We start from the raw sequence: 24,798 nt of genomic DNA, 5'->3' as shown, positions 1-24,798 counted from the left end.
GTTTATGTCTCACTCCTTTTTGTATAGATCTGGCATTCTGTAAAGATATATTGGGGACAAATATCGTGAGGTTCAGATGCGATTGAATCGACCATTTGACATTCATAAGCGAGTGCAATGGTAATAAGTTCAGGGAAATTTTTGAGGTAGCGATCGTAAAATCCTTTTCCATATCCAATACGATGACAACATCTATCAAATGCAACACCGGGCATAATCATTACTCCTTTTTTATCGGTAACACGCTCAGTTGTTGTCGGCTCTAAAATATTAAAGGTTCCACGTGCCACTTCTTCAAGGGAGTTAATTTTATAAAATTCCATGGAATGGTTAATAATTTTAGGAATGGCCACTGTCTTATTTAACCGAAGGGCTTCTTGTATAATGGGGATTGTTTTAACCTCATTTTGATAATTAAGATAGATAAAGAGGGTAGAGGCCTGTTGGAAGAGGGGGGATTGACAGACACGGCGAGAAATGAGGGTGCTGTGGTGGTTGATGATTGATTCGTCCAATTGACGTCGTTTATTAAGTATATCTTGTCGGATTTGTTGTTTAGGATTCATATAATCACCTCGTATAAAGAATATTCATGACCAAGTTTTGTTAGTCATATGGTTAAAGGGGAGGGGATAAAATGGAGTTAATCATAGAGAAGCTTGTATCCGAATACATGAAATTAGATGAGGTAGAAGCAATCACGCTTGCAGGGTCCCGAGCGTCAGGGAGAAATGATTCCCAATCTGATATTGATTTGGATTTGTTTGTGACCAGAGCCATTCCGATTGCGAAGAGGCGAGAAATTGCATCAAGGTTTTCAGATTGTATGGAGATTGGAAACGAGTTTTTTGGAAGTTCGGATGAATTTATAACCCGTGATTCGTTAATCGATATCGATATTTGTTTTTTTGATTTAGAGGAGATTCGTCAAAACTTAGCTAGTGTGATGGAAGATGTCCAGGCTCAAACGGGATATACTACGTGTTTTGTTTACAATGTTTTAAATGCCGAAGTACTTTATGATAGAAATCAAGAACTCAAACATTTAAGGAAAAAGTATCAGCACGTTTATCCAAGATCTCTCAAACAGGCGATTGTAGATAAAAATTATCCGATTTTAAGGAACGCCTTTTCTTCTTACTATCACCAAATTGAAAAGGCGATCTCACGTGGTGATTTAAATAGTATCAATCATCGGGTAACAGCCTTTTTAGCAAGTTATTACGATATTATCTTTGCGATAAATGGTGTTCTTCATCCAGGTGAGAAACGTCTCTTATCAATCACAGAGTCAATATGCGTAATTTATCCACCTCATACAACTCAATATGTTCAGACGATAATTAAAAGTATCGGCGTAGATGACCAATGCCTTTTACAGACATTAAACTTATTAGTTGACGAATTAGAGATTCTATTAAAGGGGAAAGGATTTATTTCATAACTTTTAAAAGCTCGGAACCACCTCTTAGAAAATTACCCTTTTAAGTGAAAATATGTAGGACGTCTTAAGTAGTTTTACTATGTTGAAATTGTGAGAAAAGAGTAACGTTTTCTGGTGCTCTCTTTTTATTTTAGTTGCTTTATGATAAGAATTATACAACTAGATTCTTTTAACTGTGACATCTGTTTTGTCCTATAAAGGTCCGGATAATTTTTAAAAACCTTTAATGCTTTTAGTTATATGATAGGCTGCCTTGAACGGTATTATGGCAGATATGACTTAAGAGGGCGATAATAAGAGGGGAACAACTTAATTTAAATGGATTGGCTGAAGGGATATAGGAGAGTGGCTAGGTATAACTCGTTGGATAATAGGAAAAAACAGACATCTAACCATATCAATCTGAGTTTTTGAAATGTACGTTTTTTTCTCTAACCCCTATAATGACAGTAGATCATTTTGAAGAAAGAGGGGTTGGCATGAAACGAGCAAAAGTAGATTATATAGAATATATCGGGGGGATTTTATTACTAACGTTAGGTGTGGCACTGAGTTCTAGGGCAGGACTTGGAACAGGATCATTAGATTCGATCAATTTTGCATTGGCTAAGCGAACAGGTTTAAATTTATCGGTTATTATTGTTGGGATGGCTGGAGTGGCTATTTTAATATCTGCATTGATTCGTCGACAGAAGCCTCGATTAAAACCATTAATAGCAGCCTTTTTAATGGCTGTTTTTACTGAAGGATGGGTTAGCGTTGTGGAGACAATTTCTATTCAGTCGTTTTTAATGCAACTTTTTGTGTTTTTTAGCGCCCTTATCTGTATTGCCTTTGGACTCGCTATTTACCTAAAACCGAAGCTACCGGCTAATCCGAATGATGATATTACAGTTTCTCTTCATGAAGTCTATCACCTTAGAATCGGAACAGCAAAGTTGGTCGTTGATTTAACCGCGATTGGGATTGCTTTACTATTAAACGGTCCAATTGGGGTGGGAACTCTTTTATTAACCTTTTTATTAGGCCCACTTGTGAATCAAATTAACGCTATCTTTTTTAACCCTCGTATATTACCGATGAACAGGGAGATGAAAATGTCTAATGTAAATGAAAGTCTGAATTAGACACTTAACATTCTTTTCTAAAAAGTTCCTTTCATAAAAAAACAAGACGAGTTAGACGTCTTGTTTTTTTATGAGACGGAATTCAGTAGGTGAGACACAGTGAATCTTTTTAAAAGACTTTGAAAACGCAAGTGGATCTTGGTATCCACAGGATCGGGCGATATCCGAGACGGATAAGTCGGTTTCAGTTAACAACTGTGCGGCCTTTGTCATTCGAAATTGGATCAGGAATTGTTGAACAGACATGCCAACATGCTTTTGAAATAAGGCAGTCAAATAGGTTCGATTGAGACAAAGATAGTGGGATACATCACTAACTTTAATAGAATTGGCATAGTTATTTTGAATAAAGGCAATGGCCTGGTTAATGTAATGGTTTTCGTTTTTAGCCTGTTTAGATAGATTGTTTGGAGCTGATTCCGCTAATTTTGCTAAACATAAGTAAAGTAATCCTTGGTATTTTAATTCATTTGCCTGTGTAAGACTGTTGTAGTTGAGCATTTCGGTGACATAATTTTGTAACTCTTCACAATGCTCGTAGTGTAAGACTAATTGTTGGTCGGAAAATCCCGCAGCCTCTAAATATTTTTTTGCCATTTCTCCATCAAACCCAATCCAAACATAAGTCCATGGTTGGACCGGGTCAGCCTGGTAAAAGGTAAGTTCGTCAGGACGAATGAGAAAACATTGATTTTTAGTGATCTCATAGCATTGATCTTTTGAGTAATAACGCCCCTTTCCATCCATTACAAAATGTAATAAATAGTTAGAGCGGATAGCTGGTCCAAACGAATGAGAAGACTCGCACTGGTGTATTCCACAAAAACATAGATATAAATCACGGAAATGTTTATAATTAACTTCAAGACTTAAATGTGACACAATGAAATGCTTCCTCCCCCGAAAAAGACTAGATTTATTCTTATTATAACACAAAATGAAAGCGTTTGAATATATCAAAAAGAATGCAAATAGGCGTTTATTTGAAAATAGGTGGGAACTAGGGTGGTAGGAATAAAAAGTGAGAAATGTTTGAAAGGTTGATGCAAAGGGAAACTTAATTATAAAAGATGAAAAGTTAACTTGTTAGATTTATTCTTATGAGAATGTTAATTAGCCCTATTAGTCTATGATGGAGAATTTAAATGAATTTGGTCAAAGAGATTAATCGTTAGATGACTTATAAAAAGATGGATATAACGATTATTTATATAGGTTGCACGTTGAACAAATTTTTTTGATTTAAAAGTTGTAAAATTTGCGCTGCCCCGTCGAAAAAAATATAAATTTGCGTATTTTAAAGAGGATTTGAGAATACTAATAGTGGTTTCCGTTTATGAAACCAATTTCGTTAGAGGAGGTAGTTCAAATGTCTAATTGTAATCGTACTCCCGATCAAGAAGAGTTTGCTGAGGAAGTGGCAACTGGGGCAAAACACGTCGCACATAAAGTGGCCCACGAAGTGAAAGATTTAGCGGCCGACGTAGAACACGGGGCTAAAAAAGTCATGCATGGCGTGGACGATGTAGCCGAAGATGTGGCCCATGGTGCAAGTAAAATGGCGCATAAAGCAGCTTATGGTGTTAAAGATATGGCTGAAGATGTCGCATGTGGAGCTAAAAAAGTCATGCACGGCGTTGAAGATGTAGCTGAAGATGTGGCCCATGGTGCAAGTAAAATGGCGCATAAAGCAGCCCATGGTGTTAAAGATGCGGCTGAAGACGTGGCTCATGGGGCTAAAAAAGTGGTGAATGGTGCTGAGGATGTTGCTGAAGATGTCGCTCATCATATCGCTAAAGGAGCCAAACATGTCGCTCATGCAACAGAACACGTTTTACATGAAGCGAAAGATGGTCTAGAAAACGTGGGCGAGAAAATTGAGCATGCCTCAAAAAAAGTGGTAAATAAAACAAAAGAATTCGTTGACGATATCGTCCATCCGAATGATCATTTAGAACAATAAAAAAACAGCCCATCTGGGCTGTTTTCATTTATAACTGATGTTTTATCTAACAGAAGTTAGTGTTGCAATCATTTCAATGAACGGCGGTGTGATGTAAAATAAGGCAGTTCCAATAACTAAACCTTTAACCGCGTCTTTTAACATTTGAATTTGTTTCATTTTTATATCCTCCTTTGGTGTTTAATAACCCCAAAGGTTTTACAGGCCTTCTTCCTATAAAACGCGTGGTGCGTTTAAACAAGAAAAATAAACAGAGCCTAGTGGCCGCGTTTTCCGTCTGTTATTCGGAAATTAGCCGTCATATTGGTTTCTGTGATAATCTATTGTTTATCATTTACGTTTGCAATCTGAGCTCTATTTATGAAAAAGCGCTCGTAATTAACTTATGTGGTAATTACTTTCTTTTTGTGAATGCTTCGTCATTATCATTTCCGACGATAATGTTAACAACACATCAAGAACAGTACATGGAAATTGTTCTTTCCCTAAACCTCGAAACATTCCTTGTCTTAACGCAAGGGGTTGCTTTAATAGCATAACATCCTTCTTGAAATAATGCAAGAGAAAAAATGAAAAAAATAGATGTAGGGATTAAATAAATTTAGATTTAAGTCTTGTATCTTTATAGGAACTCACGCATAATTAAAGATAATTATAAGTTAAAATAATGGTTCTACGATGGATCTAAATAAATGGTTTTATGTTGAATTTCGTCCGTTTTACTCGGTATCACGATAGGTTGGAAAGTGTGGATAATCAAAGGTGAAAGGCAGTTTATTTAGTTATAACTTATAATAACTGAATACATTCCCAAAGATTTGATTCCCTTTATAGTGGGTCTTTCCCTTATAGAAACCAAACAACTTATCTTCTTTTCCTAACGGTGAAATCTTGTTTATTTTATCGATAGGATAATGAAGAAACCGGGGAGAGATAGGGCGGATTCAAGGCATGTAGGTGACGGTCTAACTAGTGAATTGTAACTATAAAAGGAGTGACGGTGTGTGAAGGAGTATATCACGTTTAAAGAGGTAAAAAAGATCTATAAAATGGGTGAAGTGGAGATTGAGGCATTAAGTGGCGTCAATTTTTCGATTGATAAAGGTGAGTTCGTCGTCATCGCAGGTGCGAGTGGGGCCGGGAAAAGTACAGTTTTGAATATATTAGGGGGGATGGATACTGCAAGCAGTGGTGAAATCTTTGTTGGGGGGAAAGAAATTACCCATTACACCAATAAGCAATTAATTACGTATCGTCGCCACGATATAGGGTTTGTGTTTCAATTTTATAATCTTGTTCAAAACTTAACAGCCCTTGAAAATGTTGAACTAGCAACGCAGATTTGTGAAAATCCATTAGATATTCATGAAGTATTGGAGGCGGTCGGTCTTTCCCATCGTAAAAATAACTTTCCAGCTCAATTATCGGGTGGGGAACAACAACGAGTTGCGATTGCACGGGCGTTAGCCAAAAATCCGAAGCTACTCCTTTGTGATGAACCAACGGGAGCACTTGACTACAATACAGGGAAGGCTATTTTAAAGTTATTACAAGATACGTGTCGACAAATGGGAATGACGGTCGTCATGATTACTCATAATCTTGCGATTGCCCCGATGGGAGATAAAGTAATCCATGTTCGTAATGGTCGAGTTGCGAGTATTGAAATCAATGAGAACCCGATTCCTGTTGAAAGGATTGAGTGGTAACGATGGCGAAAAGTTTAACAAAAGACACATTTCGAGATATCAAAAAATCATTTGGACGCTTTTTTTCAATTTTAATGATTTGTGCGTTAGGGGTAGCCTTTTTTGTTGGAATCAAGTCGGCGCCTCTTTCAATGGAAAAGACTGTGGATCAATACTATGACGATTATCATATGATGGATTTACGTCTTGTTTCCACATTGGGCTTTACCGAAGATGATGTTGAGGCCCTTCGAAAGCTCGATGGAATTGAGGGAATTTTTCCGACTTATTCACAAGATGTTTTAACGACGTATCATAATCGTGAATTAGTCCTTAAGCTGCACGCATTGCCTAAAGATTTAAGTGATGAAAATAAAAATTATCTTAATCGCGTGAAAGTCATTGAAGGGCGCCTCCCACAAAAATCAGGTGAAGTTGTGATTGAGCAAGGTGCTTATATGGATCAAATTAAAATTGGTTCTAAGTTAACCCTTGAGTCTGGAACCGACACCCCGCTTAGTGATCAACTTCACACGGTAGAATACACAGTTGTTGGAATTGTACAAACGCCGTATTACCTATCATTTGATAAGGGAAGTTCAACTATCGGTAGTGGTCAGATTTCTAGCTTTGTGATGATTCCACAAGAAGATTTTAAGTCAGAAATATATACCGAAATCTTTTTAACCGCGGAAGGGGTCAGAGATTTAGATACCTTTAGTCAAAAATATCAAGAGGCGTTAAATCCCCTCGTTTCGTCGATAGAAGAGGTAGCTCACCAACGCACGCAAGTACGCTATGATGAAGTTGTGCAGGCTGCAACGGAGGAATTGAACAAAGGGAAGGAAGAGTATGACGCTCAACGGAAAAAGGTTGAAGGCGAGTTACAACAGGCTGCCGCCCAGTTAGAGGAGGCACAACAAACCATTACCTCGGGTAAAAATGAGTTGACACAACAAGAGTCTGCCTTTCAAACGACCATCAATCAGGCCAAACAACAGTTAAATCAGGCCGAAACAGAACTCACTGATCAACAAAAAGTATTTGATGAGAAATATCAACAATTTTACGCTATAAAAGCGTCATCCTGGGAGCAAATTGAATTAGCTAAACAAGAAATGAATCAAGCAACAACTAAGGTTAGTCAATTAGCTGAAGCCATTGATGGATTAAAGGAATTATTGAATGGACCGTTGTTATCTGAAGAAGAAAAGGTGGCAACAAAGGAAGAGTTAACAAAGCTTGAAGCTCAATATCAACAGGCGAATGAACAACTACAGACTGGAAGAGAAGAACTTGCTAAAAAGGAACAGGAACTTATTGACGGTGAACAACAATTAATTGAGGCAAAGCAAGGGTTAATACAAGCGAAAGAAGCGTTAAACCAGCAAAAAACTCAGTTAGATTTTCAAATAAAAACAGCTCAGGAGAAGTTTGACGAAGCTAGACGTCAGCTGCAACAAGGTGAAATAGAATATAATGAGGGAAAACAGCAATATGAGGAAGGTAAGAAAGAGGCAGAAGAAGAATTCAAAAAGGTCGAGGAGCAACTAGCAAAGGCTCAAGAACAAATTGATGAAATATCGCATCCTAAATGGTTGATTCTCGATCGAAATAAACATTATTCATTTGTTGATTATCAAGGGGCATCCGATAGTATTAACGCGATTTCACAAGTTTTCCCGGTTTTCTTCTTCATGGTAGCTGCCCTTGTTTGCCTAACAACCATGACACGGATGGTAGATGAGCAGCGAATGAATATCGGAACATTGAAAGCACTTGGGTATGGGAAATATCAAATTGCCTCTAAATTTTTGATTTATGCCGGACTTGCTAGTATGATTGGAAGTATACTAGGTGTGGCTGTAGGTAATCTCGTGTTTCCAAGTGTTGTTGTAAATGCGTATTCGATGATGTATATTTTACCTCAACCGATTATTGTATTTAGTTGGCCGCTCATTTTATTGGCGGTTGTTATTGCCGTTTCTGTGACGACCTTATCTGCTTATTTTGCACTTAGTGCAGAATTAGTCGAGACCCCTTCACTTTTAATGAGACCGAAGGCCCCAAAAGAAGGAAAACGAATTTTACTAGAACGAATTCCATTTATTTGGAATCGATTAAGCTTTATTGCCAAAGTGACTGTCCGTAATATTTTCCGTTATAAGAAACGATTTTTTATGACTGTATTTGGGATTGCGGGATGTACGGCATTACTCTTAACCGGATTTGGGTTAAAAGACTCCATTCGTACGATTGTGGATAAACAATTCAATACTTTATTTTTATATGATATGACGATTTCTTTTGATCGAATGGTAACAAATACGGATCGTCATATGTTTAAAGATGCGTTGTCTCATGAGGAAACATTCGGTGCTACTTTATTGACAACGACCGAAAATGGTAAAGTGATGGCAAATGATGAGCAGAAGGAACTGACGTTATTTATCCCAGATGATTTAGAGAGCTTAGGGGATGTGATTCATTTCCAAAATCGCTTGACTAACGAAGAACTTCAACTCACAGATCAGGGGGCGATCTTAACTGAAAAGGCAGCCAAACAGTTAAAGGTTAAGGTGGGTGACCAGGTGACGGTTGAGAATTCGAAGGGAGAGCAGGCCCAGGTTAGTATAGTAGGAATTACAGAAAACTACATTTCTCACTATATTTATTTATCAAAGTCATTGTATCAAAAGTTATTTGGACGAGAAGTAGAGCCTAATCAATTACTCGTTTCTTCTGATTTGTCTGATTCGAAGACGAAGTCTCAAGTTGCTAGTGAATTGATGGCACGTGATGAGATTAGTGGGGTGAGCTTTGTTTCGGCTTTAAAAGATAACTTTGATGACATGTTAACGAATTTAAACTATGTTATTATTTTATTAATTATTTCCGCGGGTGCTTTAGCATTTGTTGTGTTATATAACTTAACGAATGTAAATATTTCGGAGCGTATGCGTGAGATTGCAACGATTAAAGTACTTGGCTTTTACGATCAGGAAGTATCAGCCTATATTTATCGAGAAAATATTATTTTAACGTTAATTGGAACACTTGTTGGGCTTGGATTAGGAGTGTTATTACATTTATTTGTTATGACGACAGTTGAGGTAGACATGATGATGTTTGGTCGTCAAATTGCGGGAACTAGTTATTTATACGCAGCGGGATTAACCATTCTCTTTGCTGTAATTGTGAATTTTGCCATGTACTATAAGTTAAAAAACGTCGAAATGGTGGAATCATTAAAATCAGTGGACTAATTTGAAAATCCCTCTCTCTAAAAAAAGAGAGAGGGATTTTGTATAAAAGAAAGGGGATTCTTGTTTGTTGTATACCTTTGCGCACTCGAATTCTTGGATAGACTTCGCTATAATCAATGTATAGAGTTGATGAGAGATAAAGTCTTAGTTATTGGATTTAACTCTATAGGTGGGAAGTGTCTGTCGTGAGTTTATCATGCATATCATTTAATTATTGGGAGTTTTTTAATTGTTAAAGAACCTTTATGGGGGTAAAGGTTATCAGTCTATAGGGCCTCTATCGTGAAAAGATGGATAAAGAAGGTGTCTTTTATAAGGGGGAGCTAAAAGATAGGTGATGATAAAAGGTTTAATTGTTAGAGCGTTTTATCGTCGCTAGATTCGGTCTTTAGTTCATATGTATCCAGTCATTCGGGTTGTTTCTTAAGGTGTAAAATTCTGTTCGATTGGGAGATAGACGGTGAGTTGACTAGTTTGAAAATCGTTTAATTTATATTCAGATGGGCTATTATTGGGAAAGGGCCCATCTTTTTTTTGCTAAGAAAAGACCGATTGATTCATGACTCGGGAATAAAGCGGAGTATTTTGTAAAAATCATGGATCATTCGTTGAAATAAACGGCTTACCTGCTCCTTTTTTGTATTTAACGGGTTTTAGTTTTAGAAGATTTTTATTGCCTAATCATGTTTTTCTTTGATGGACATATAGTTTAAAGAGATGAGGGGAGGAATCAGGAGTATGCAACTTGATCAAGCAGTTCTTAGTATTCAATTTGGTGATATCGATGGAGATTATAATTGTGAAAAAGTCGTTCTTTTTGGAACACCGTATAGTCCGAATCAACCCTATATTCAGCAAGTCGAATTATTAATTCATTATATGGATGATCGAAAATTAAAGTTTCAATTAGATCTTATAGGGTACGATTTACAGTTGTTTCTCGGCGATTTTTTAAAGATGAATCAAAATCAAATTTTAATTACAGGGCGAACAGGCGGCGAGAATGATGCGGTGATTGTTCGTTTATACACGTTGGAGGATAACAGATTAAAACTTCTACTAGATGAAGAGGATCTAGCTAAAAAATTGACGTGTCAAGCTGGATATATTAATATGAATGGAATGATTGGAGTCACTTGCCCGGCGACAGGACAAACGTTTATGATTGATAGTCGTGGCCCAATGACACCTTATGCGGGTGTGAGAAAAGACTTAATTCAGCCAATGATTACTACATTATATACGCTATATCCGGTGAAACAACCGTATGAAAAATATTATAGCTTACAAATTCAACAGCGAATTATCGGGGCTCATCCTTCAGATGTGTTAGGAATGATTCAAACGGTCATTGAATTAACTCAGGAGGCACCCATTATTAAAAGTCAACGGTTAATTAATTTCTCTAAAATGTAGGAATAAGAGATAGGGAGTGGGTTAAAGGCCATCTACAGCGAACTAAGCATGAGTTTAGTTCGCTGTAGATGGCTTTTTTTAGGAAGACAGAGAAGAAGAAATCGTGATATGATAGTAGTAAATTTGAAATAGGGTGCGATAGAAAATGCAAAAAATAGAAAAACCGAAATTATCCCCATTGTTGAAACCTGAACAATGTTTTGAGTTACTTATTAGAGAAGACTCTTTTATTCAAGGAATGTTATTTGAAAATGTGACGATTTCATCTCAACTGATGGATCGCCTTTATATTAGCAAATGTCATTTTAAAAATGTTCACTTCGAACCGTGTCAATTTGACCGAATGGATCTAACGGATACCGTCTTTGAAAATTGCGAGCTCTCTCATCTAAAATTAATGGATGGAAGTATCCATCGCTGTGAATTTAAAAATTGTCGATTAACAGGGAGTGACTTATCGAATTGTAGTATTTGGCATACTACTTTTTTGGAGAATACGATGCAATATGCTAATTTTTCCTACAGTAAATTTAAATTTGTTAACTTTATAAATAATCAAATGAAAAACAACAGTTTTAATGAATGCCAGTATAAGAAGGTAAGCTATGAAGAATGCCAATTAGCAGAAAGTGAATTTATAAATACATCGTTAGCAACCCTCGACTTTTCAAGTTGTGATATTCAACAGATCATCGTTCCAGTTGAAAACTTAAGAGGATTGACCGTTTCAAGCGAGCAGGCGGTCGCACTAGCCAGCTTGCTAGGTCTTAAAATTGTTTAGGAGGGTGATTAATGAATATAAGGGCTGAACTTTTAAAGCTAGCAGAGCCTGATTATCAGGTCTTCGCCTCACGTTTATTACCGGGGACACCTCATATTCTAGGGGTGAGGCTACCCTACTTAAGGAAAATGGCACAAAGGATTGTGAAAGAGGGAGCTACTTCTTTTTTATCAGAGCGTGAGACGGTTTACTTTGAGGAAGTGATGTTAAGAGGGATGGTCATTGGTTACCTGAAGAATCTTCCTCTTGAGCGCCACCTTTACTACATCAAAGAATTTGTTCCATTGATTGATAACTGGTCAGTGTGCGATAGTTTTTGTTCAGGATTGAAGGTGGTGGGGTGTCATCCAGAGTATTTTTGGTCTGAAGTCACGGCGTATTTAAAATCGACGAATGAATTTGAAGTCCGTTTTGGCGTCGTGATGCTCTTGAATTATTATGTGAATAATCGTTATGTGGAGCAGGTGCTTGGGTTGCTTGAAGAAACGATGCATTCCGGCTATTATGTGCGGATGGCGATTGCCTGGGCGATTTCTGTTTGTTATGTGAATTATCCACAGCTAACGTTAAGGTATTTACAAAAGACAACACTTGATACCTTTACTTATAATAAGGCGCTCCAAAAAATTAGGGAATCTTTAAAAACTGATCCCGATACCCGGGCATTGATGAAGCAGATGAAACGAAATGAAAAAACAGCGCCCCCTTCTTAGTGGGAATCGCTGTTTTTTTTTACCACTCTTGTGGTGTATAGTTTAAATCTTTAAATAAACGATCTTTTTCTTTTTTTGTTAAGTCGCGCCATTGTCCAATTGGAAGATTTCCTAAATGGATATTCATAATACGGACACGTTGAAGACGGTAAACTTCATAGCCTAATGCTTCACACATCCGGCGAATTTGACGATTAAGACCTTGGGTTAAAATGATTTTAAATTCGTACTTAGAGAGTTGTTCTACATAACAAGGAAGTGTTTTTGTTCCAAGAATTCGGACTCCCTTTGACATTTTTTCGATAAATTCAGGGGTAATTGGTTTGTCAACTGAGACAATATATTCTTTTTCGTGATTATTCTCAGCTCGTAAAATTTCATTCACGATATCTCCATCGTTCGTTAATAAAATGAGCCCATCTGAATCTTTATCAAGTCGCCCGATATTAAAAATTCGAAGAGGGTGATTCACTAAATCGATAATATTTCCTTTGACGTTTTTTTCTGTTGTACACGTAATACCTACCGGTTTATTTAAGGCAATATAGACATTATTACGCGCTAAGCGAAGACGTTGACCATTGACCATAACCTCATCTCCAGGTTTCACTTGGTCACCAATTTTCGCTTTTCGTCCATTAATTTTAACGCGTCCCTCTTCAATTAACTTATCTGCTCCACGACGAGACGCTTTTCCTGATTCACTAATAAATTTATTTAAACGCATCATTTCACATCCTTTAGCGATATTTTTTAAGTATACTCTGAAATGTCGAACTTGTCGATAAAAAAATATTTTCGTTAAGTAGGATGGACAACTGATGAATAAAATATGAATTATGCTATAATAAAGTAAAACGTTGAGGAGGCATTTCAAGTGGATCAATATTATTTAGTGATGTTTTTACGAGAAGGAAGTTACATCGAATCAAACGTCGATTTGTTAGAATTAGATTCATCGACGATTTCAGAAGTGGTTGAGCGTTTAATTGACTACCATAATAGTGACGAATTAGAAGACGAACTTCGAAGCTGTGGCACAAACATTCGAGCAATTATTCGTGTTTATTTAAATCATGTCGGTGATTATGGTTATGAAGATTTCTATCATTTAGAGTTAGTGACACCGAAGTCGCTATAATAAACAAGGAGCGATCTTTTATGAGGTGGCTCCCTTTTTCGTGATATAATAAGAAAAAAGACGAACTATTGGAGGATTCAACATGAACAATAACGATATTTTAATACGAATTCGATATGCCTTAAATTTAAAAGATGGTCAAATGGTTAAAATTTTCAAGCTAGGTGGCGTTATACTCACAGAAGACGATGTTAAAAAGTTATTAACAAAGGTTAAAGAGGAATTTGGGTTTACAGATGCGAGTGATGAAGAAACGCTTGTGTGTACAAACAAAATGTTAGACGCTTTTTTAAATGGGTTAATTATTTTTAAACGTGGGCCACAGGAACAAAAAACAGAATCGACGTCTCAGCCCGTAACGATTAAGCGCAATAATGTTAACAATATTGTATTAAAAAAATTAAAAATTGCGTTATCGTTAACGGCGGAAGAAGTGATTTCAATCTTGAATTTAGCGGGTGTTTCGCTCTCAAAAGGAGAGTTAAGTGCTGTATTGCGTAAAGAGGGTCATAAAAATTATCGTGAGTGTGGGGATCGCTATTTACGTAACTTCTTAAAGGGGTTGGCGATTCAATACCGAACTGTTAATAAGTAGCCTAAATAGGTGTCGGTGTTTGAAAGAAAATGTCATTGAAAAAAATGTGATTTATTGATATAATTTAGACTCAAAGAAGAGTTCTGAGATAAAAAAATTCGATACATTGGAGACGTGAAAGATGACAGTAAGAATTGCAATCCTAGGTGGACCAAGATGTGGGAAAACAACGCTTATTCAACAGTTATATGTCGATATGAAAATTCGTGATATTAACGTAGGAGTAGCGACGGAATATAGTACCGATTATTTACGTGATAAAGGGATGATTGAATCGATTTCGGAACAATATGGAATTTACTTGGGACAATTACATTTAGAGAATGCTTTAAAAGGACATGAGTATGCCGTGACAGACTATGCAACATTTGTTCCTTATATTTATGGACGTTTAATGCTTGGGGATAAAAAACGTACGAAAAAAGAAATTGAAATTTTAAATGATTTATACAGTTTAGCGATTCGCGATTTACCAAACTATGACTATATTTTCTTTGTTCCTCGTGAATTTGGTTATAAAAAAGATGGGATTCGTTGGCAAGACGAAGAAGTCGCACAACAAGTCGATAATGCGATTTTAGGTTTCTTAAATGCCGAAAATGTGAAATATGAACTTATCACAGGATCGACTCGTGAACGTTCTCAAAGAATCTTAGATATTGTAGGAATCGATAAAGAAATTGTAGCTCCACAACCGGTTAAAGTGGAATTAGCTGAGTAAAATAAAACAAAAAAACACGACACAAGATGAAGGGTGTCGTGTTTTTTTATGAATAATGATTTGCATATAATGGTAAAAGCGGCAGACTAGAGATAATAGTTCAAAAGGGGGGAGATTGGATGAGGGAAGTTTATCAATTTTTTAAGGGGTATCATCAATCAAAAGGAAGGCTCATACTTTACATCACGGTTAGCCTTTTGGTTAAAGGGTTACTGTTACTGATTCCGTATTTAACGAAACAATTAATTGATGATATTCAGTACCAACAGTTAGGGGGATTTAAGTCAACGACGTTGTTGCTCATCGGAGCAATGATTTTATTTTCATGTGTATTATCGTTAAAGTATTATTTACAACAGTTAATTGAGATTCGGGTATTAAATCAAATGAAGCAGAATATGTTAGTCAAACTATTTAACGGTAAGAATGATCAGTTTATTTCCACGACAACAGGGGAAATTATTCAAAAAATTTTTAATGATACTGAGACGATTCGTCCATTAATCGTTAGTGCTTGGGTTGATGTTTTGATTGATGGGGGTTATGTCGTCGCGTTAATTTTCATCATGTTTAGGATGAATGTGATTTTGACCTTGCTTTTATTAGTGTTAATCCCCATTTTCCTTTTTCTTTATAAAATTTATGCGCCAAGAATCGAGAAGACAAGTCACGCATTGATTCAAGAAGACGAACAATTAAAAAGTATGGCAGAGGAACTCATGGCAGGGCGTCTGGATATTAAAGTAAATCGTGCGCAATCGTTTATGGAGCATCGGATTCATCATGGACTGAATCGGTATTTTAAACAATCACTTCAAAAAACAAAAAACGTGATGCAGTATGATTATTTTTGGGTGACGGGTGTGATGAATTTAGCGACGTTGTTGATTTATTGTTTCGGCGGGTATTTAGTATTTAATCAGCAACTTTCGATAGGGGCGTTAATTTCGTTTAATTTATATTTTTCTAAAGTGTGGAGTCCAATCGAAACATTTATGGAGTTGACAAAAGAAATGAAGGTGTGGAACGTCTCATTTGAGCGAGTTAAGAATTTTCTTTTACTCGAGGAGGAGCCGGACTCTTCTTCGACACAGCTTCCAGCGTATACAGACCTGGTGATTAATGACTTAACTTTTTCGTATGAACACCGGACTCTGTTTAATCACTTGAATTTGGTGTTAGCCAAAGGTGAAAAAGTCGGAATTAAAGGTGGAAATGGTGCTGGAAAATCAACGCTTGCTAGTTTCCTAATTAAATTGCGTGACGGATATGAAGGGAACCTACACTATAGCGGTGTGGATTATACGGCGCTTGATGCGCGAACGATTAGGGAACACGTCATCTATCTTCCTCCAAAATTATTTTTATTTAGGGGAACTGTTCTTGAAAATATTGCACTCACAACGGATCCTTCTTTAGAAAAGTTAGACGCGTTTTTCGCTCTAGAAGAAGTGCAATCACTTTTAAATGTGCTAAAAGATAATCAACGCGATTTAAATACAACGGTTCAGCCCGACACTCCGCTTCTTTCAAGCGGCGAACAAAAAATCATTCAACTCTTACGCGGGATGTATTTAGACGGGGAAATCTATATTTTAGATGAACCGCTAAATTATGTGGATGGGAAGTATAAGCGGTTAATCATCGAGTGTATTCGTACCTATTTAAAAGATAAAAGTGTTATTATTATTTCTCATGATGAAGAGATTTTTGCTTGCTGTGACCGAGTGTATCGTTTAGATAAGCAATTGATTTTAGAACCTTGATAAATAAGAGGCATGAAGATCCTGAGTGATTTTCATGCTTTTTTGTCATCTCCAACATGCGCGGGAACTAAAAAATAAAGTAAAATATAATGTATTTTTCATAAAAAGAGAGAGTTATTGTTTAAATTCGTGTTTATTTTTCAACAATAAAAGCATAAAATGGGGCACATTCAATTTTAATGCCGGAGTTAGGGTCAATCATTGGTGACCATGATGTTGTTATGAATGAGAGTCTATATGTCATTTAGTCATTTGAAAGGTTGCCATGAAAAAACGTGAATAAGCATAACTGGGGTTATGCTTATTCACGTCTTTGTTTATTTACCGATGCATTGACGACAACGATTATAATCGTCACGTTCGGGAAATCTAGTATCAACTCGCCCTCCAGGGCCTACTTCTAAATTGCAATTGGCGCAGTAAGGAATTTCTTCATAGGTTCCTTCCTCATAGAAGTGTGACAAAGGTTGCATCATTAATTCTTCAAACATTATAATTCCCCATTTCTTATACGATTAGGAATAGTTCTATCATACCCTAATTAAATGTAGAATAAAACGAGTAATGATTGGAAAAAATCGTAAGAAAACGGTTATTAAAACGTATCGAATCCGTATAAATTGGCTTAGACGTGAATATATTTTTTACTGTACGATAAGTGAGATGAATAATTCGGCCAGTCTCACAAGTGCTAATACCATTTTTATATGGGATGATGAATGAAGCTTCCTTAACTTTTAATCTGGGGAGCTTTTCTTTGTAAGTACGATTTTTTCGTTATCTAAAGAAAGGACGACGCAATGAAACTATTAGGAACGATGTCAGTAAAAAATGATGAATTACATATTGGAGGGGTGAGTTGTTTAGATCTCGCTAAAAGTTACCAGACTCCGTTATATGTATTTGATGAACAATTACTTCGTCAAAATTGTAGAGATTATGTGAATTATTTTAAAGTAAATGAACGTAAAAATCGAGTTGCTTATGCAGGAAAGGCTTTCTTACCACTTTACATGTGTCAATTAATTAAGGAAGAAGGTCTATATCTAGATGTGGTATCGGGTGGTGAACTGTACACGGCCCATAAGGCGGAATTTCCAATGGAGCGTGTTCTTTTTCACGGAAATAATAAAACGATTGATGAAATTCAGATGGGTCTTGATTTAGGGGTTGGTCGTTTTGTTGTTGATAATTATTATGAGCTTGATTTACTTGAGGCGTTTTGTAAGCAGCGTGGACGCAAGCAAGCCATTTATTTAAGGATAACGCCTGGGATTGAAGCCCATACCCATGATTACATTAAAACAGGACAAATTGATTCTAAGTTTGGGTTTACGTTAACCAATGGTGACTTGTATGAGTGTTTATCGGTTTTTTCACGCTATGAGCACCTAGAGCTTGTTGGATTGCACGCTCATATTGGATCGCAAATTTTTGATGTAGAACCTTTCCTAGATGAAGTAGACATTATGATGAACTTAGTGAAAGAACTTGACGAGAAGTATCAGATTAAGATTCGAGAGGTGGATCTCGGTGGGGGAGTAGGCGTATATTATACTGAAAATGATCACCCAAAAACAATCGAGCAGTTTTGTGAAGCTATTTTGAGTAAAGTTGATAGCTCTTGTCAGCGGCTAGGTATTGAGGTCCCAACCCTTGTTATTGAACCTGGACGTTCAATCGTGGCCAATGCGGGAAGCACACTTTATACGGTAGGATCAACAAAAGACATTAAGGATATTAGGACATATGTTAGCGTTGACGGCGGAATGACTGATAATATCCGGCCTTCTCTTTACCAGGCACGCTATGAGTGTGCGATTGTTAATAAAATGAGAAGTGGTGATCAAAAACAAGTAACGATTGCGGGAAAATGTTGTGAAAGTGGAGACATTTTAATTACAGATGTTGATATTTTAGGAATTGCTAGCGGAGATATTTTAATTATTGCTTCAACGGGGGCGTATGGTTATTCGATGTCTTCAAATTATAATAAAATTCCGAAGGCACCCGTTGTTTTTGTTCACGATGAAAAATGTCGATTAGTTTGCCGTAGACAAACATTAGAGGAATTATTAGCGTTAGAAGTTTTGTAGAGGGGGAGAATCATGAGGGGATTAGTGCATAAATATGGGGGAACCTCAGTGGCGACGCCAGAAAAAATAAAAAATGTAGCCAAACGAATTATCCGAGAAAAGGAGAAGGGTCTGGATATGGTCGTTGTTGTTTCTGCAATGGGAAAAACAACGGATCATTTAGTGGAACTGGCGGGTCAAATCAGTCAACACCCCGATGAAAGAGAGTTAGATTTATTACTTTCGACGGGTGAACAAGTTTCGATTGCTTTATTAACGATGGCGCTTCAGGAGGAAGGGTACGAGGCTATTTCTTTAACGGGATTTCAAGCGGGAATTAAAACAGCGGGCCCTCATACCAAAAATAAAATTATCGATATTGATATTGATAAAGTTAAGGATTATTTGGCAGAAGGAAAAATTGTCATTGTCGCGGGATTTCAAGGTATGAACGAATTAGGGGAAATAACAACACTTGGCCGTGGAGGATCAGATACAACGGCAGTTGCACTTGCCGCAAAATTATCTTTTCCTTGTCATATTTATACGGATGTTGAGGGGATTTATTCTGTCGATCCACGCTTGTATAAGCCCGCTAAGAAATTAGAAGTGATTAGTTATGAAGAAATGATGGAAATGGCGAGTCTTGGAGCAGGAGTCATGGAACCAAGGTCAATTTTAATCGGTCAAAAGTATAAAGTTCCTATTTATGTCGCTTCAAGCATGAACCAAGAGAAGGGAACGTATATTAAGGAGTATGATGGGACAATGGAAGAAAAAGTAGTAACAGGACTAAGTGTTTGTGATGATATTTTAATGGTAACGATTAGTCAGATTCCTGACGCAGCAGAAAACATGGCTTTAATTTTTGACAAGTTAGCCGCGCGTCATGTTAATGTGGACATGATTAGTCAGGCGGCCTCATTCGAGGGACTGCTGAGTGTATCCTTTACGGCCAAAGTTGAGGATAGAGGGGCGGTTCAAGCGGTGATGGACGAGTTAGATCCGCAGTATCATGTATGTATGGAGTCTGAAATTTCAAAGCTTTCAGTCGTCGGAATGGGAATGCGAAATCAAAGTGGAGTGAGTGGTCGCTTATTCCGAATTTTAAGTGATCATAAAATACCATTTAGACAAGTGACGACTTCGGAGATTAGTATTTCTTATGCGATTGATCGTTTAGATAAAGAACGAGCCGTGGCCATTTTATCACAGGAGTTGAACCTGTAAGGGGGGATGACAGATGGATTTAAATGAAATAATGAAGTCTCATCGGAGGTATTTGCATCAAATTCCTGAACTAGGCTTTTGTGAGTTTAAGACATCAGCCTATCTTAAAGAACAATTACTTCAATTAGGATACGAGGTATATCCTACGGCAAAGACAGGACTCCTCGCCTATCGCCGAGGAGAGAGTGAAACATGTATTGCTTTTCGGGCGGATATGGATGGTCTTAGTTTAACTGAAGAAACTCAGATGGAGCATCCTTCTATTCATGAGGGGCAAATGCACGGATGTGGTCATGATGGTCACATGTCCATTCTTTTAGGATTTGCGACATATTTATCGACCATCAATGAACTAAAAAAGAGCGTTCTACTAATTTTTCAACCCGCGGAAGAGGGCCCTGGAGGTGCCGAGGTCGTTGTTTCCGAAGGGGTGTTCACGAAGTATCACGTTCAATACATTTTTGGCTTACATCTGTATCCAGAAATTGAAGAAGGAAAGTTCGGTCTTAGAAAAGGTGTGATGACAGCTCAGACGGGTGAGGTTGATATTAAGGTGCAGGGCCGTGGAGGTCATGGGGCTTTACCACATTTATCAACGGATGCGTTAGTCATTGCTTCACAGTTATTAATGAGTTATCAGACGATTGTTAGTCGTAATTTAAACCCTATTTCTTGTGGTGTTTTAACGATTGGGACGATGCATGGTGGAGAACGGCGAAATATTATTGCAGAAGAAGTAGAGTTGACGGGAACGATTCGAGCATTTAGTGAAGAGGTTTATGAAACGATAAAGCGTCGAATGGTTGAGATTAATCAAGGTCTTGAGTCGATGTTTAAGGCCCAAATTACGACAACATTTAGAGATATGTACCCGTGTATCGTAAATGATGCTCATTTAGTGGAATTGATTAAGTCTTCTTCCCTCGCCTCATCGATGGTTGAAATGGACCCGATGATGATTGCGGAGGATTTCGCTTATTATCAGAAGGAAGTTCCGGGATTGTTTTTTATGCTAGGAACTCGAAATGAGGAACGGGGATTTACGTACCCTTTACATCATTCAAAATTTAATTTTAGTGATGAGGTTTTTATGCGGGGACTTAAACTTTATCAGGAAGTTGGAAATTTACTAAAAATTTATTAGGGAGTGTGTGAAATGAGTGGGGTTAATGTTGCGATTGTTGGGGCGACTGGATTAGTCGGGCAAACTTTTTTAAAGGTGTTGGAAGAAAGAAACTTTCCTATTCATCACCTGTACTGTTTTGCATCAAGCCGTTCGGCAGGAAAGGAAATCACATTTAAGGGTGAGACTTATGTTGTTGAAGAATTAACGGAGCAATCATTCGATTACCCTATTGACATTGCTTTATTTTCAGCGGGAGGAGAAGTGAGTAAAAAATTTGCACCTATCGCTGTATCTAAAGGGGTACGTGTCGTTGATAATTCAAGTGCATGGCGAATGGATCCAGAGGTTGCGTTAATTGTTCCAGAGGTGAATGGGGACACGTTAACACCAGACGATTATTTAATCGCTAATCCAAATTGTTCAACCATTCAGTCGGTTGTTCCATTACGTGTCTTACACGAGGCGTATCAAATTAAACGAATTGTTTATTCAACTTATCAGGCGGTGTCTGGATCAGGGATTAAAGGCTTAAGAGATTTAGAAGATGGAACACAAAAATTTTATCCACACCCAATTACAGGAAACTGTCTACCTCACATTGATATTTTCTTTGATAATGGATATACGAAAGAGGAAATTAAGATGATTGAGGAAACGAAAAAAATCCTAAACGACCAAGAAATTAAAATTACAGCGACAACGGCACGCGTGCCTGTAAAATACGGACACTGCGTTTCCATGAATTTAGAATTTGAAAAAGAGTTTGAGTTAGACGACGTTTATCGCTTATTAGAACAAGTGCCTAATCTTGTCGTACACGGCAAAGAAAATCACTTAGATTATCCCCTTCCAATTGATGTAGCGGGGCATGATGAAGTTCACGTTGGAAGAATTCGTCGTGACTTTAGTGTAGATTCTGGTTTAAATTTATGGGTCGTTGCCGATAACATAAGAAAAGGTGCTGCAACTAATGCGGTTCAAATTGCCGAATCTTTACTGACATTTATGTAGGAGGGATGTTCTAATGTTTAGAGGATCAGGTGTGGCACTCGTGACACCATTTAAAACGGATGGTAGTGTAGACTACGATCGGTTACAGGAGTTATTAGAGTGGCATATTCAAAATCAAACAGATGCCATTATTATTTGTGGAACGACGGGCGAGTCTGCAACGATGAGTGATGAAGAACGTCGTTCGGTTATTAAATTTACGGTGGATGTTGTTGCCAAGCGTGTGAAGGTCATTGCCGGAACAGGGAGTAATAATGCAGCGTATGCTCTTGAGTTAAGTCAATATTGTGAATCGATCGGTGTGGATGGATTACTCGTCGTGACCCCTTATTATAATAAGGCGACAGATCTTGGACTGAGACGTTATTATGAAATGATTGCGAATGCGGTAAATATACCGATTATTTTGTATAATGTTCCTGGTCGAACAGGAGTTAACTTAAAGCCATGTGTCGTTAAAGAATTAGCGTTAATTCCTAATATTATAGGAATTAAAGAAGCGAGTGGAGATATCGCACAGGTAGCCGAAATTGCTCGCTTATGTGGAAATGATTTTCTCATCTACAGTGGAAATGATGATATGATTGTTCCTATTCTTTCACTGGGTGGACAAGGAGTTATTTCGGTATTAGCGAATATCTTACCTCAACAAACGCATGATTTAGTTGAAGCATACTTAACGGGTGATGTTTTAAAATCACGCCAGTTACAGTTAGAGATGAATGGATTGGTTCATGCGCTCTTTATTGAGGTCAATCCAATTCCAGTTAAGACAGCTATGAATTTAATGGGAATGAATGTGGGTGGACTTCGTCTCCCACTAACAGAAATGACAGCAGAACATGTAGAAAAATTAAAAGAAGAAATGATGAAGCAACAATTATTGTAAGAGGTGAATGTAGATGTTAAAAGTTGGTTTAAGTGGTTGTAATGGAACGATGGGGCGTATTTTAAATGAGTTATTGCAAGAGGATCAACACACGACCGTTGTGTTTGGAATCGATTTAGATCCGACGCGATTTGAAAATGAATATCCTGTTTTTAAAACTCCGAAGGAAGTGACAGTGCCATGTGATGTGGTGATTGATTTTTCAAAACCAGAGAATATTGATGCATTGATTGATTATTGTCTATTAAACCGTGTACCGGCCGTCATTGCAACAACAGGTCTTACGGAGGAACAGGAGTCAAAGATTGTAGAGGCGTCTCATCAAATTCCAATTTTCCGTTCAGGGAATACGTCTTTAGGTGTTAATGTATTGCTTGATTTGGTAAAGACGGCAACACGCTTATTAAATGACCAATTTGATATTGAGGTTATTGAGAAACATCATAATAAAAAGGTGGATGCTCCGAGTGGAACGGCGTTTATGATTGCAAGTTCAATTAATGAGGAGCTTCATAATTCAATGGAATACCATTATGGTCGCCAAGGAAACCATACGAAACGAGAAGAAAAAGAGATTGGAATTCATTCGGTTCGTGGTGGAACCATTCCAGGAGAGCATACGGTTATTTTTGCAGGTCCAGATGAAATGATTGAGATTAAGCATACAGCATTATCGAAAAAGATTTTTGCACAGCAGGCGATTAGAGCAGCTGAGTTTGTGACACAACGTGAGCCTAAGTTATATAATATGCATGATGTGATGAATGCAAATTAGGGGAGGTTTTTGAATGAGTCAGGTGGGATTGTTAGATCCATATGAAATTGCACGTTATATTAAGGAAGCGAAAAAAAGTACGCCCGTTAAAGTGTATGTAAAAGGTGATTTAAAGGGTGTGGAGTTTCCCAATTGCCGCGTCTTTGGAGAAGGAGAATTTCTAGTTATTTTTGGTGAATATGAGGATGTTCAACCTGTTCTTATTCAAAATAAGGATCGTATCGCGTACTATGAAATGGAAAACGATCGTCGTAATTCGGCGGTTCCAATGCTCAACTTAAAAGAAGTTAAAGCGCGTATTGAACCGGGTGCTATTATTCGCGATAGGGTCAGTATTGGAGATAACGCCGTTATTATGATGGGAGCTGTTTTGAATATCGGGGCAGAGATTGGTGAAAATACGATGATTGATATGAATGCGGTTATTGGGGCACGCGGAACGATTGGAAAAAATGTTCATGTTGGAGCAGGTTCCGTGATTGCTGGTGTATTGGAACCACCTAGTAAAACTCCCGTTATTGTTGAAGATGGTGTAATGATTGGGGCCAATGCCGTTATTTTAGAAGGTGTTCGTGTAGGAGAAGGTGCGGTTGTTGCTGCAGGAGCTGTTGTGACAGAAGATGTGGCGCCTTATACGGTTGTAGCTGGAATGCCAGCGCGTGTTATTAAACAAAAAGACGAGCAAACGACGGCTAAAACTCAATTGGTAGAAGATTTACGTCAATAATTAAAAAAAGTAGTAAAGTAAAAATCTGGTATAGTACCTTCGGGGTAGACAAAAAAATAAAAGCGCGCCTATCTCATATGGTAGAATCGCTTTAAGGTCTACTAAGGAGGTACTTTTTCTTATACAATTCAAAAAGATTAATCGCCATTTTAACTATTCTAAGCTCTAAGGAGTTAAAACTTCGTGCCGTTAAACTTTATTTGAAGGGGGAGTCTTGTTCCCCTGTTTGTGAACCATTGAAATCTAAGATCCCAAACGAATTTTGTCTTCTTTTCACTATTTTACCCACTAAGGAACGGGGAGGAGTCATATTCTTCTGATCCTTAATTATTTAACTATTATTT

The 24,798-nt window shown here is 37.4% G+C and carries 23 protein-coding genes; 19 read left to right on the top strand and 4 right to left on the bottom strand.

Annotated elements, in window-relative coordinates:
- Window positions 1–2: 2 nt before the first annotated feature.
- The gene (locus VXM77_RS10235) at window positions 3–566 is read right to left on the bottom strand and encodes a 5-formyltetrahydrofolate cyclo-ligase (protein ID WP_262951090.1); all 564 of its coding nucleotides are present in this window, start codon (window positions 564–566) and stop codon (window positions 3–5) included.
- Window positions 567–637: 71 nt separating this feature from the next.
- Between VXM77_RS10235 and VXM77_RS10230 the strand changes: the two genes are divergently transcribed.
- The gene (locus VXM77_RS10230; RefSeq protein WP_338506275.1) at window positions 638–1,444 is read left to right on the top strand and encodes a DUF4037 domain-containing protein; all 807 of its coding nucleotides are present in this window, start codon (window positions 638–640) and stop codon (window positions 1,442–1,444) included.
- A 479-nt stretch (window positions 1,445–1,923) separates the two neighbouring features.
- Entirely contained in the window at window positions 1,924–2,571 is a 648-nt protein-coding gene (locus tag VXM77_RS10225) for a hypothetical protein (protein WP_262951093.1), read from the top strand.
- A gap of 51 nt (window positions 2,572–2,622) precedes the next feature.
- Here the strand turns inward: VXM77_RS10225 and VXM77_RS10220 are convergent, their stop codons facing one another.
- Complete coding sequence (locus tag VXM77_RS10220; RefSeq protein WP_262951094.1) at window positions 2,623–3,453, bottom strand: AraC family transcriptional regulator; 831 nt, start codon at window positions 3,451–3,453, stop codon at window positions 2,623–2,625.
- Window positions 3,454–3,940: 487 nt separating this feature from the next.
- Here VXM77_RS10220 and VXM77_RS10215 point away from each other — a divergent pair, with 487 nt between their 5' ends.
- The 6 genes from VXM77_RS10215 to VXM77_RS10190 all read left to right on the top strand — a co-directional run bounded on the left by VXM77_RS10215 (window position 3,941) and on the right by VXM77_RS10190 (window position 12,398).
- Window positions 3,941–4,534: a hypothetical protein gene (locus VXM77_RS10215; RefSeq protein ID WP_338506273.1), complete on the top strand. Its 594-nt coding sequence runs from the start codon at window positions 3,941–3,943 to the stop codon at window positions 4,532–4,534.
- Between the two features lie 1,004 nt (window positions 4,535–5,538).
- Window positions 5,539–6,243 carry an ABC transporter ATP-binding protein gene (locus VXM77_RS10210; protein WP_161831909.1) on the top strand — a complete coding sequence of 235 codons (705 nt, stop codon included), beginning with the start codon at window positions 5,539–5,541 and terminating at the stop codon, window positions 6,241–6,243.
- A 2-nt stretch (window positions 6,244–6,245) separates the two neighbouring features.
- Window positions 6,246–9,488 carry an ABC transporter permease gene (locus VXM77_RS10205; protein WP_202618747.1) on the top strand — a complete coding sequence of 1,081 codons (3,243 nt, stop codon included), beginning with the start codon at window positions 6,246–6,248 and terminating at the stop codon, window positions 9,486–9,488.
- Window positions 9,489–10,226: 738 nt separating this feature from the next.
- Window positions 10,227–10,904: a hypothetical protein gene (locus VXM77_RS10200; RefSeq protein WP_262951097.1), complete on the top strand. Its 678-nt coding sequence runs from the start codon at window positions 10,227–10,229 to the stop codon at window positions 10,902–10,904.
- 145 nt (window positions 10,905–11,049) lie between these two features.
- A complete protein-coding gene (locus VXM77_RS10195; protein WP_262953834.1) occupies window positions 11,050–11,685 on the top strand; it encodes a pentapeptide repeat-containing protein in 636 nt (211 codons plus the stop codon).
- Window positions 11,686–11,696: 11 nt separating this feature from the next.
- Window positions 11,697–12,398, top strand: coding sequence for a DNA alkylation repair protein (locus tag VXM77_RS10190; protein WP_338506270.1), 702 nt, complete (start codon window positions 11,697–11,699; stop codon window positions 12,396–12,398).
- A gap of 19 nt (window positions 12,399–12,417) precedes the next feature.
- Here the strand turns inward: VXM77_RS10190 and rluF are convergent, their stop codons facing one another.
- On the bottom strand, window positions 12,418–13,125 hold the full coding sequence (rluF, locus tag VXM77_RS10185) for a 23S rRNA pseudouridine(2604) synthase RluF (protein ID WP_161831914.1): 708 nt from the start codon (window positions 13,123–13,125) through the stop codon (window positions 12,418–12,420).
- Window positions 13,126–13,275: 150 nt separating this feature from the next.
- On the opposite strand from rluF, the gene VXM77_RS10180 reads away from it, so the two are divergent.
- The 4 genes from VXM77_RS10180 to VXM77_RS10165 all read left to right on the top strand — a co-directional run bounded on the left by VXM77_RS10180 (window position 13,276) and on the right by VXM77_RS10165 (window position 16,621).
- The gene (locus VXM77_RS10180; RefSeq protein WP_262951098.1) at window positions 13,276–13,539 is read left to right on the top strand and encodes a hypothetical protein; all 264 of its coding nucleotides are present in this window, start codon (window positions 13,276–13,278) and stop codon (window positions 13,537–13,539) included.
- An 82-nt stretch (window positions 13,540–13,621) separates the two neighbouring features.
- On the top strand, window positions 13,622–14,134 hold the full coding sequence (locus VXM77_RS10175) for a DUF1456 family protein (protein ID WP_262951099.1): 513 nt from the start codon (window positions 13,622–13,624) through the stop codon (window positions 14,132–14,134).
- 121 nt (window positions 14,135–14,255) lie between these two features.
- Complete coding sequence (locus tag VXM77_RS10170; RefSeq protein WP_161831917.1) at window positions 14,256–14,855, top strand: ATP-binding protein; 600 nt, start codon at window positions 14,256–14,258, stop codon at window positions 14,853–14,855.
- Window positions 14,856–14,974: 119 nt separating this feature from the next.
- Complete coding sequence (locus VXM77_RS10165) at window positions 14,975–16,621, top strand: ABC transporter ATP-binding protein (protein ID WP_338506267.1); 1,647 nt, start codon at window positions 14,975–14,977, stop codon at window positions 16,619–16,621.
- A gap of 317 nt (window positions 16,622–16,938) precedes the next feature.
- Here the strand turns inward: VXM77_RS10165 and VXM77_RS10160 are convergent, their stop codons facing one another.
- Complete coding sequence (locus tag VXM77_RS10160; RefSeq protein WP_161831920.1) at window positions 16,939–17,112, bottom strand: hypothetical protein; 174 nt, start codon at window positions 17,110–17,112, stop codon at window positions 16,939–16,941.
- Window positions 17,113–17,421: 309 nt separating this feature from the next.
- On the opposite strand from VXM77_RS10160, the gene lysA reads away from it, so the two are divergent.
- Genes lysA through dapD form a run of 7 tightly spaced genes read left to right on the top strand, consistent with a single transcriptional unit; the run spans window position 17,422 to window position 24,454 of the window.
- Window positions 17,422–18,717: a diaminopimelate decarboxylase gene (gene lysA, locus VXM77_RS10155; RefSeq protein ID WP_262950928.1), complete on the top strand. Its 1,296-nt coding sequence runs from the start codon at window positions 17,422–17,424 to the stop codon at window positions 18,715–18,717.
- 12 nt (window positions 18,718–18,729) lie between these two features.
- Window positions 18,730–19,926 (top strand): aspartate kinase, encoded by a 1,197-nt coding sequence (locus VXM77_RS10150; RefSeq protein ID WP_338506265.1) that lies wholly within the window; start codon window positions 18,730–18,732, stop codon window positions 19,924–19,926.
- Window positions 19,927–19,939: 13 nt separating this feature from the next.
- On the top strand, window positions 19,940–21,070 hold the full coding sequence (locus VXM77_RS10145) for a M20 family metallopeptidase (RefSeq protein WP_338506264.1): 1,131 nt from the start codon (window positions 19,940–19,942) through the stop codon (window positions 21,068–21,070).
- Between the two features lie 12 nt (window positions 21,071–21,082).
- Window positions 21,083–22,063 (top strand): aspartate-semialdehyde dehydrogenase, encoded by a 981-nt coding sequence (locus tag VXM77_RS10140; protein WP_161831924.1) that lies wholly within the window; start codon window positions 21,083–21,085, stop codon window positions 22,061–22,063.
- Between the two features lie 13 nt (window positions 22,064–22,076).
- Window positions 22,077–22,952 carry a 4-hydroxy-tetrahydrodipicolinate synthase gene (gene dapA, locus VXM77_RS10135; RefSeq protein WP_262950933.1) on the top strand — a complete coding sequence of 292 codons (876 nt, stop codon included), beginning with the start codon at window positions 22,077–22,079 and terminating at the stop codon, window positions 22,950–22,952.
- 13 nt (window positions 22,953–22,965) lie between these two features.
- Window positions 22,966–23,727 carry a 4-hydroxy-tetrahydrodipicolinate reductase gene (gene dapB, locus VXM77_RS10130; protein ID WP_262950935.1) on the top strand — a complete coding sequence of 254 codons (762 nt, stop codon included), beginning with the start codon at window positions 22,966–22,968 and terminating at the stop codon, window positions 23,725–23,727.
- 22 nt (window positions 23,728–23,749) lie between these two features.
- On the top strand, window positions 23,750–24,454 hold the full coding sequence (dapD, locus tag VXM77_RS10125) for a 2,3,4,5-tetrahydropyridine-2,6-dicarboxylate N-acetyltransferase (protein WP_338507439.1): 705 nt from the start codon (window positions 23,750–23,752) through the stop codon (window positions 24,452–24,454).
- Window positions 24,455–24,798 lie beyond the last annotated feature (344 nt).

It is taken from the genome of Turicibacter sp. KK003, assembly GCF_037014675.1.
Lineage (GTDB): Bacteria > Bacillota_I > Bacilli_A > MOL361 > Turicibacteraceae > Turicibacter > Turicibacter faecis.
The sequence above is the reverse complement of the archived record's forward strand: the minus strand, read 5'-3'. Positions and strand labels throughout refer to the sequence as shown.

Excerpts from the sequence above, each read along its gene's own strand:
- dapB (WP_262950935.1), top strand. The coding sequence starts at position 22,966 with ATGTTAAAAGTTGGTTTAAGTGGTTGTAATGGAACGATGGGGCGTATT.
- VXM77_RS10195 (WP_262953834.1), top strand. The coding sequence starts at position 11,050 with ATGCAAAAAATAGAAAAACCGAAATTATCCCCATTGTTGAAACCTGAA.
- VXM77_RS10225 (WP_262951093.1), top strand. The coding sequence starts at position 1,924 with ATGAAACGAGCAAAAGTAGATTATATAGAATATATCGGGGGGATTTTA.
- VXM77_RS10190 (WP_338506270.1), top strand. The coding sequence starts at position 11,697 with ATGAATATAAGGGCTGAACTTTTAAAGCTAGCAGAGCCTGATTATCAG.
- dapA (WP_262950933.1), top strand. The coding sequence starts at position 22,077 with ATGTTTAGAGGATCAGGTGTGGCACTCGTGACACCATTTAAAACGGAT.
- VXM77_RS10150 (WP_338506265.1), top strand. The coding sequence starts at position 18,730 with ATGAGGGGATTAGTGCATAAATATGGGGGAACCTCAGTGGCGACGCCA.
- VXM77_RS10230 (WP_338506275.1), top strand. The coding sequence starts at position 638 with ATGGAGTTAATCATAGAGAAGCTTGTATCCGAATACATGAAATTAGAT.
- VXM77_RS10200 (WP_262951097.1), top strand. The coding sequence starts at position 10,227 with ATGCAACTTGATCAAGCAGTTCTTAGTATTCAATTTGGTGATATCGAT.
- VXM77_RS10140 (WP_161831924.1), top strand. The coding sequence starts at position 21,083 with ATGAGTGGGGTTAATGTTGCGATTGTTGGGGCGACTGGATTAGTCGGG.
- rluF (WP_161831914.1), bottom strand. The coding sequence starts at position 13,125 with ATGCGTTTAAATAAATTTATTAGTGAATCAGGAAAAGCGTCTCGTCGT.
- VXM77_RS10160 (WP_161831920.1), bottom strand. The coding sequence starts at position 17,112 with ATGTTTGAAGAATTAATGATGCAACCTTTGTCACACTTCTATGAGGAA.
- VXM77_RS10170 (WP_161831917.1), top strand. The coding sequence starts at position 14,256 with ATGACAGTAAGAATTGCAATCCTAGGTGGACCAAGATGTGGGAAAACA.
- lysA (WP_262950928.1), top strand. The coding sequence starts at position 17,422 with ATGAAACTATTAGGAACGATGTCAGTAAAAAATGATGAATTACATATT.
- VXM77_RS10235 (WP_262951090.1), bottom strand. The coding sequence starts at position 566 with ATGAATCCTAAACAACAAATCCGACAAGATATACTTAATAAACGACGT.
- VXM77_RS10145 (WP_338506264.1), top strand. The coding sequence starts at position 19,940 with ATGGATTTAAATGAAATAATGAAGTCTCATCGGAGGTATTTGCATCAA.
- VXM77_RS10175 (WP_262951099.1), top strand. The coding sequence starts at position 13,622 with ATGAACAATAACGATATTTTAATACGAATTCGATATGCCTTAAATTTA.
- VXM77_RS10215 (WP_338506273.1), top strand. The coding sequence starts at position 3,941 with ATGTCTAATTGTAATCGTACTCCCGATCAAGAAGAGTTTGCTGAGGAA.
- VXM77_RS10165 (WP_338506267.1), top strand. The coding sequence starts at position 14,975 with ATGAGGGAAGTTTATCAATTTTTTAAGGGGTATCATCAATCAAAAGGA.
- VXM77_RS10205 (WP_202618747.1), top strand. The coding sequence starts at position 6,246 with ATGGCGAAAAGTTTAACAAAAGACACATTTCGAGATATCAAAAAATCA.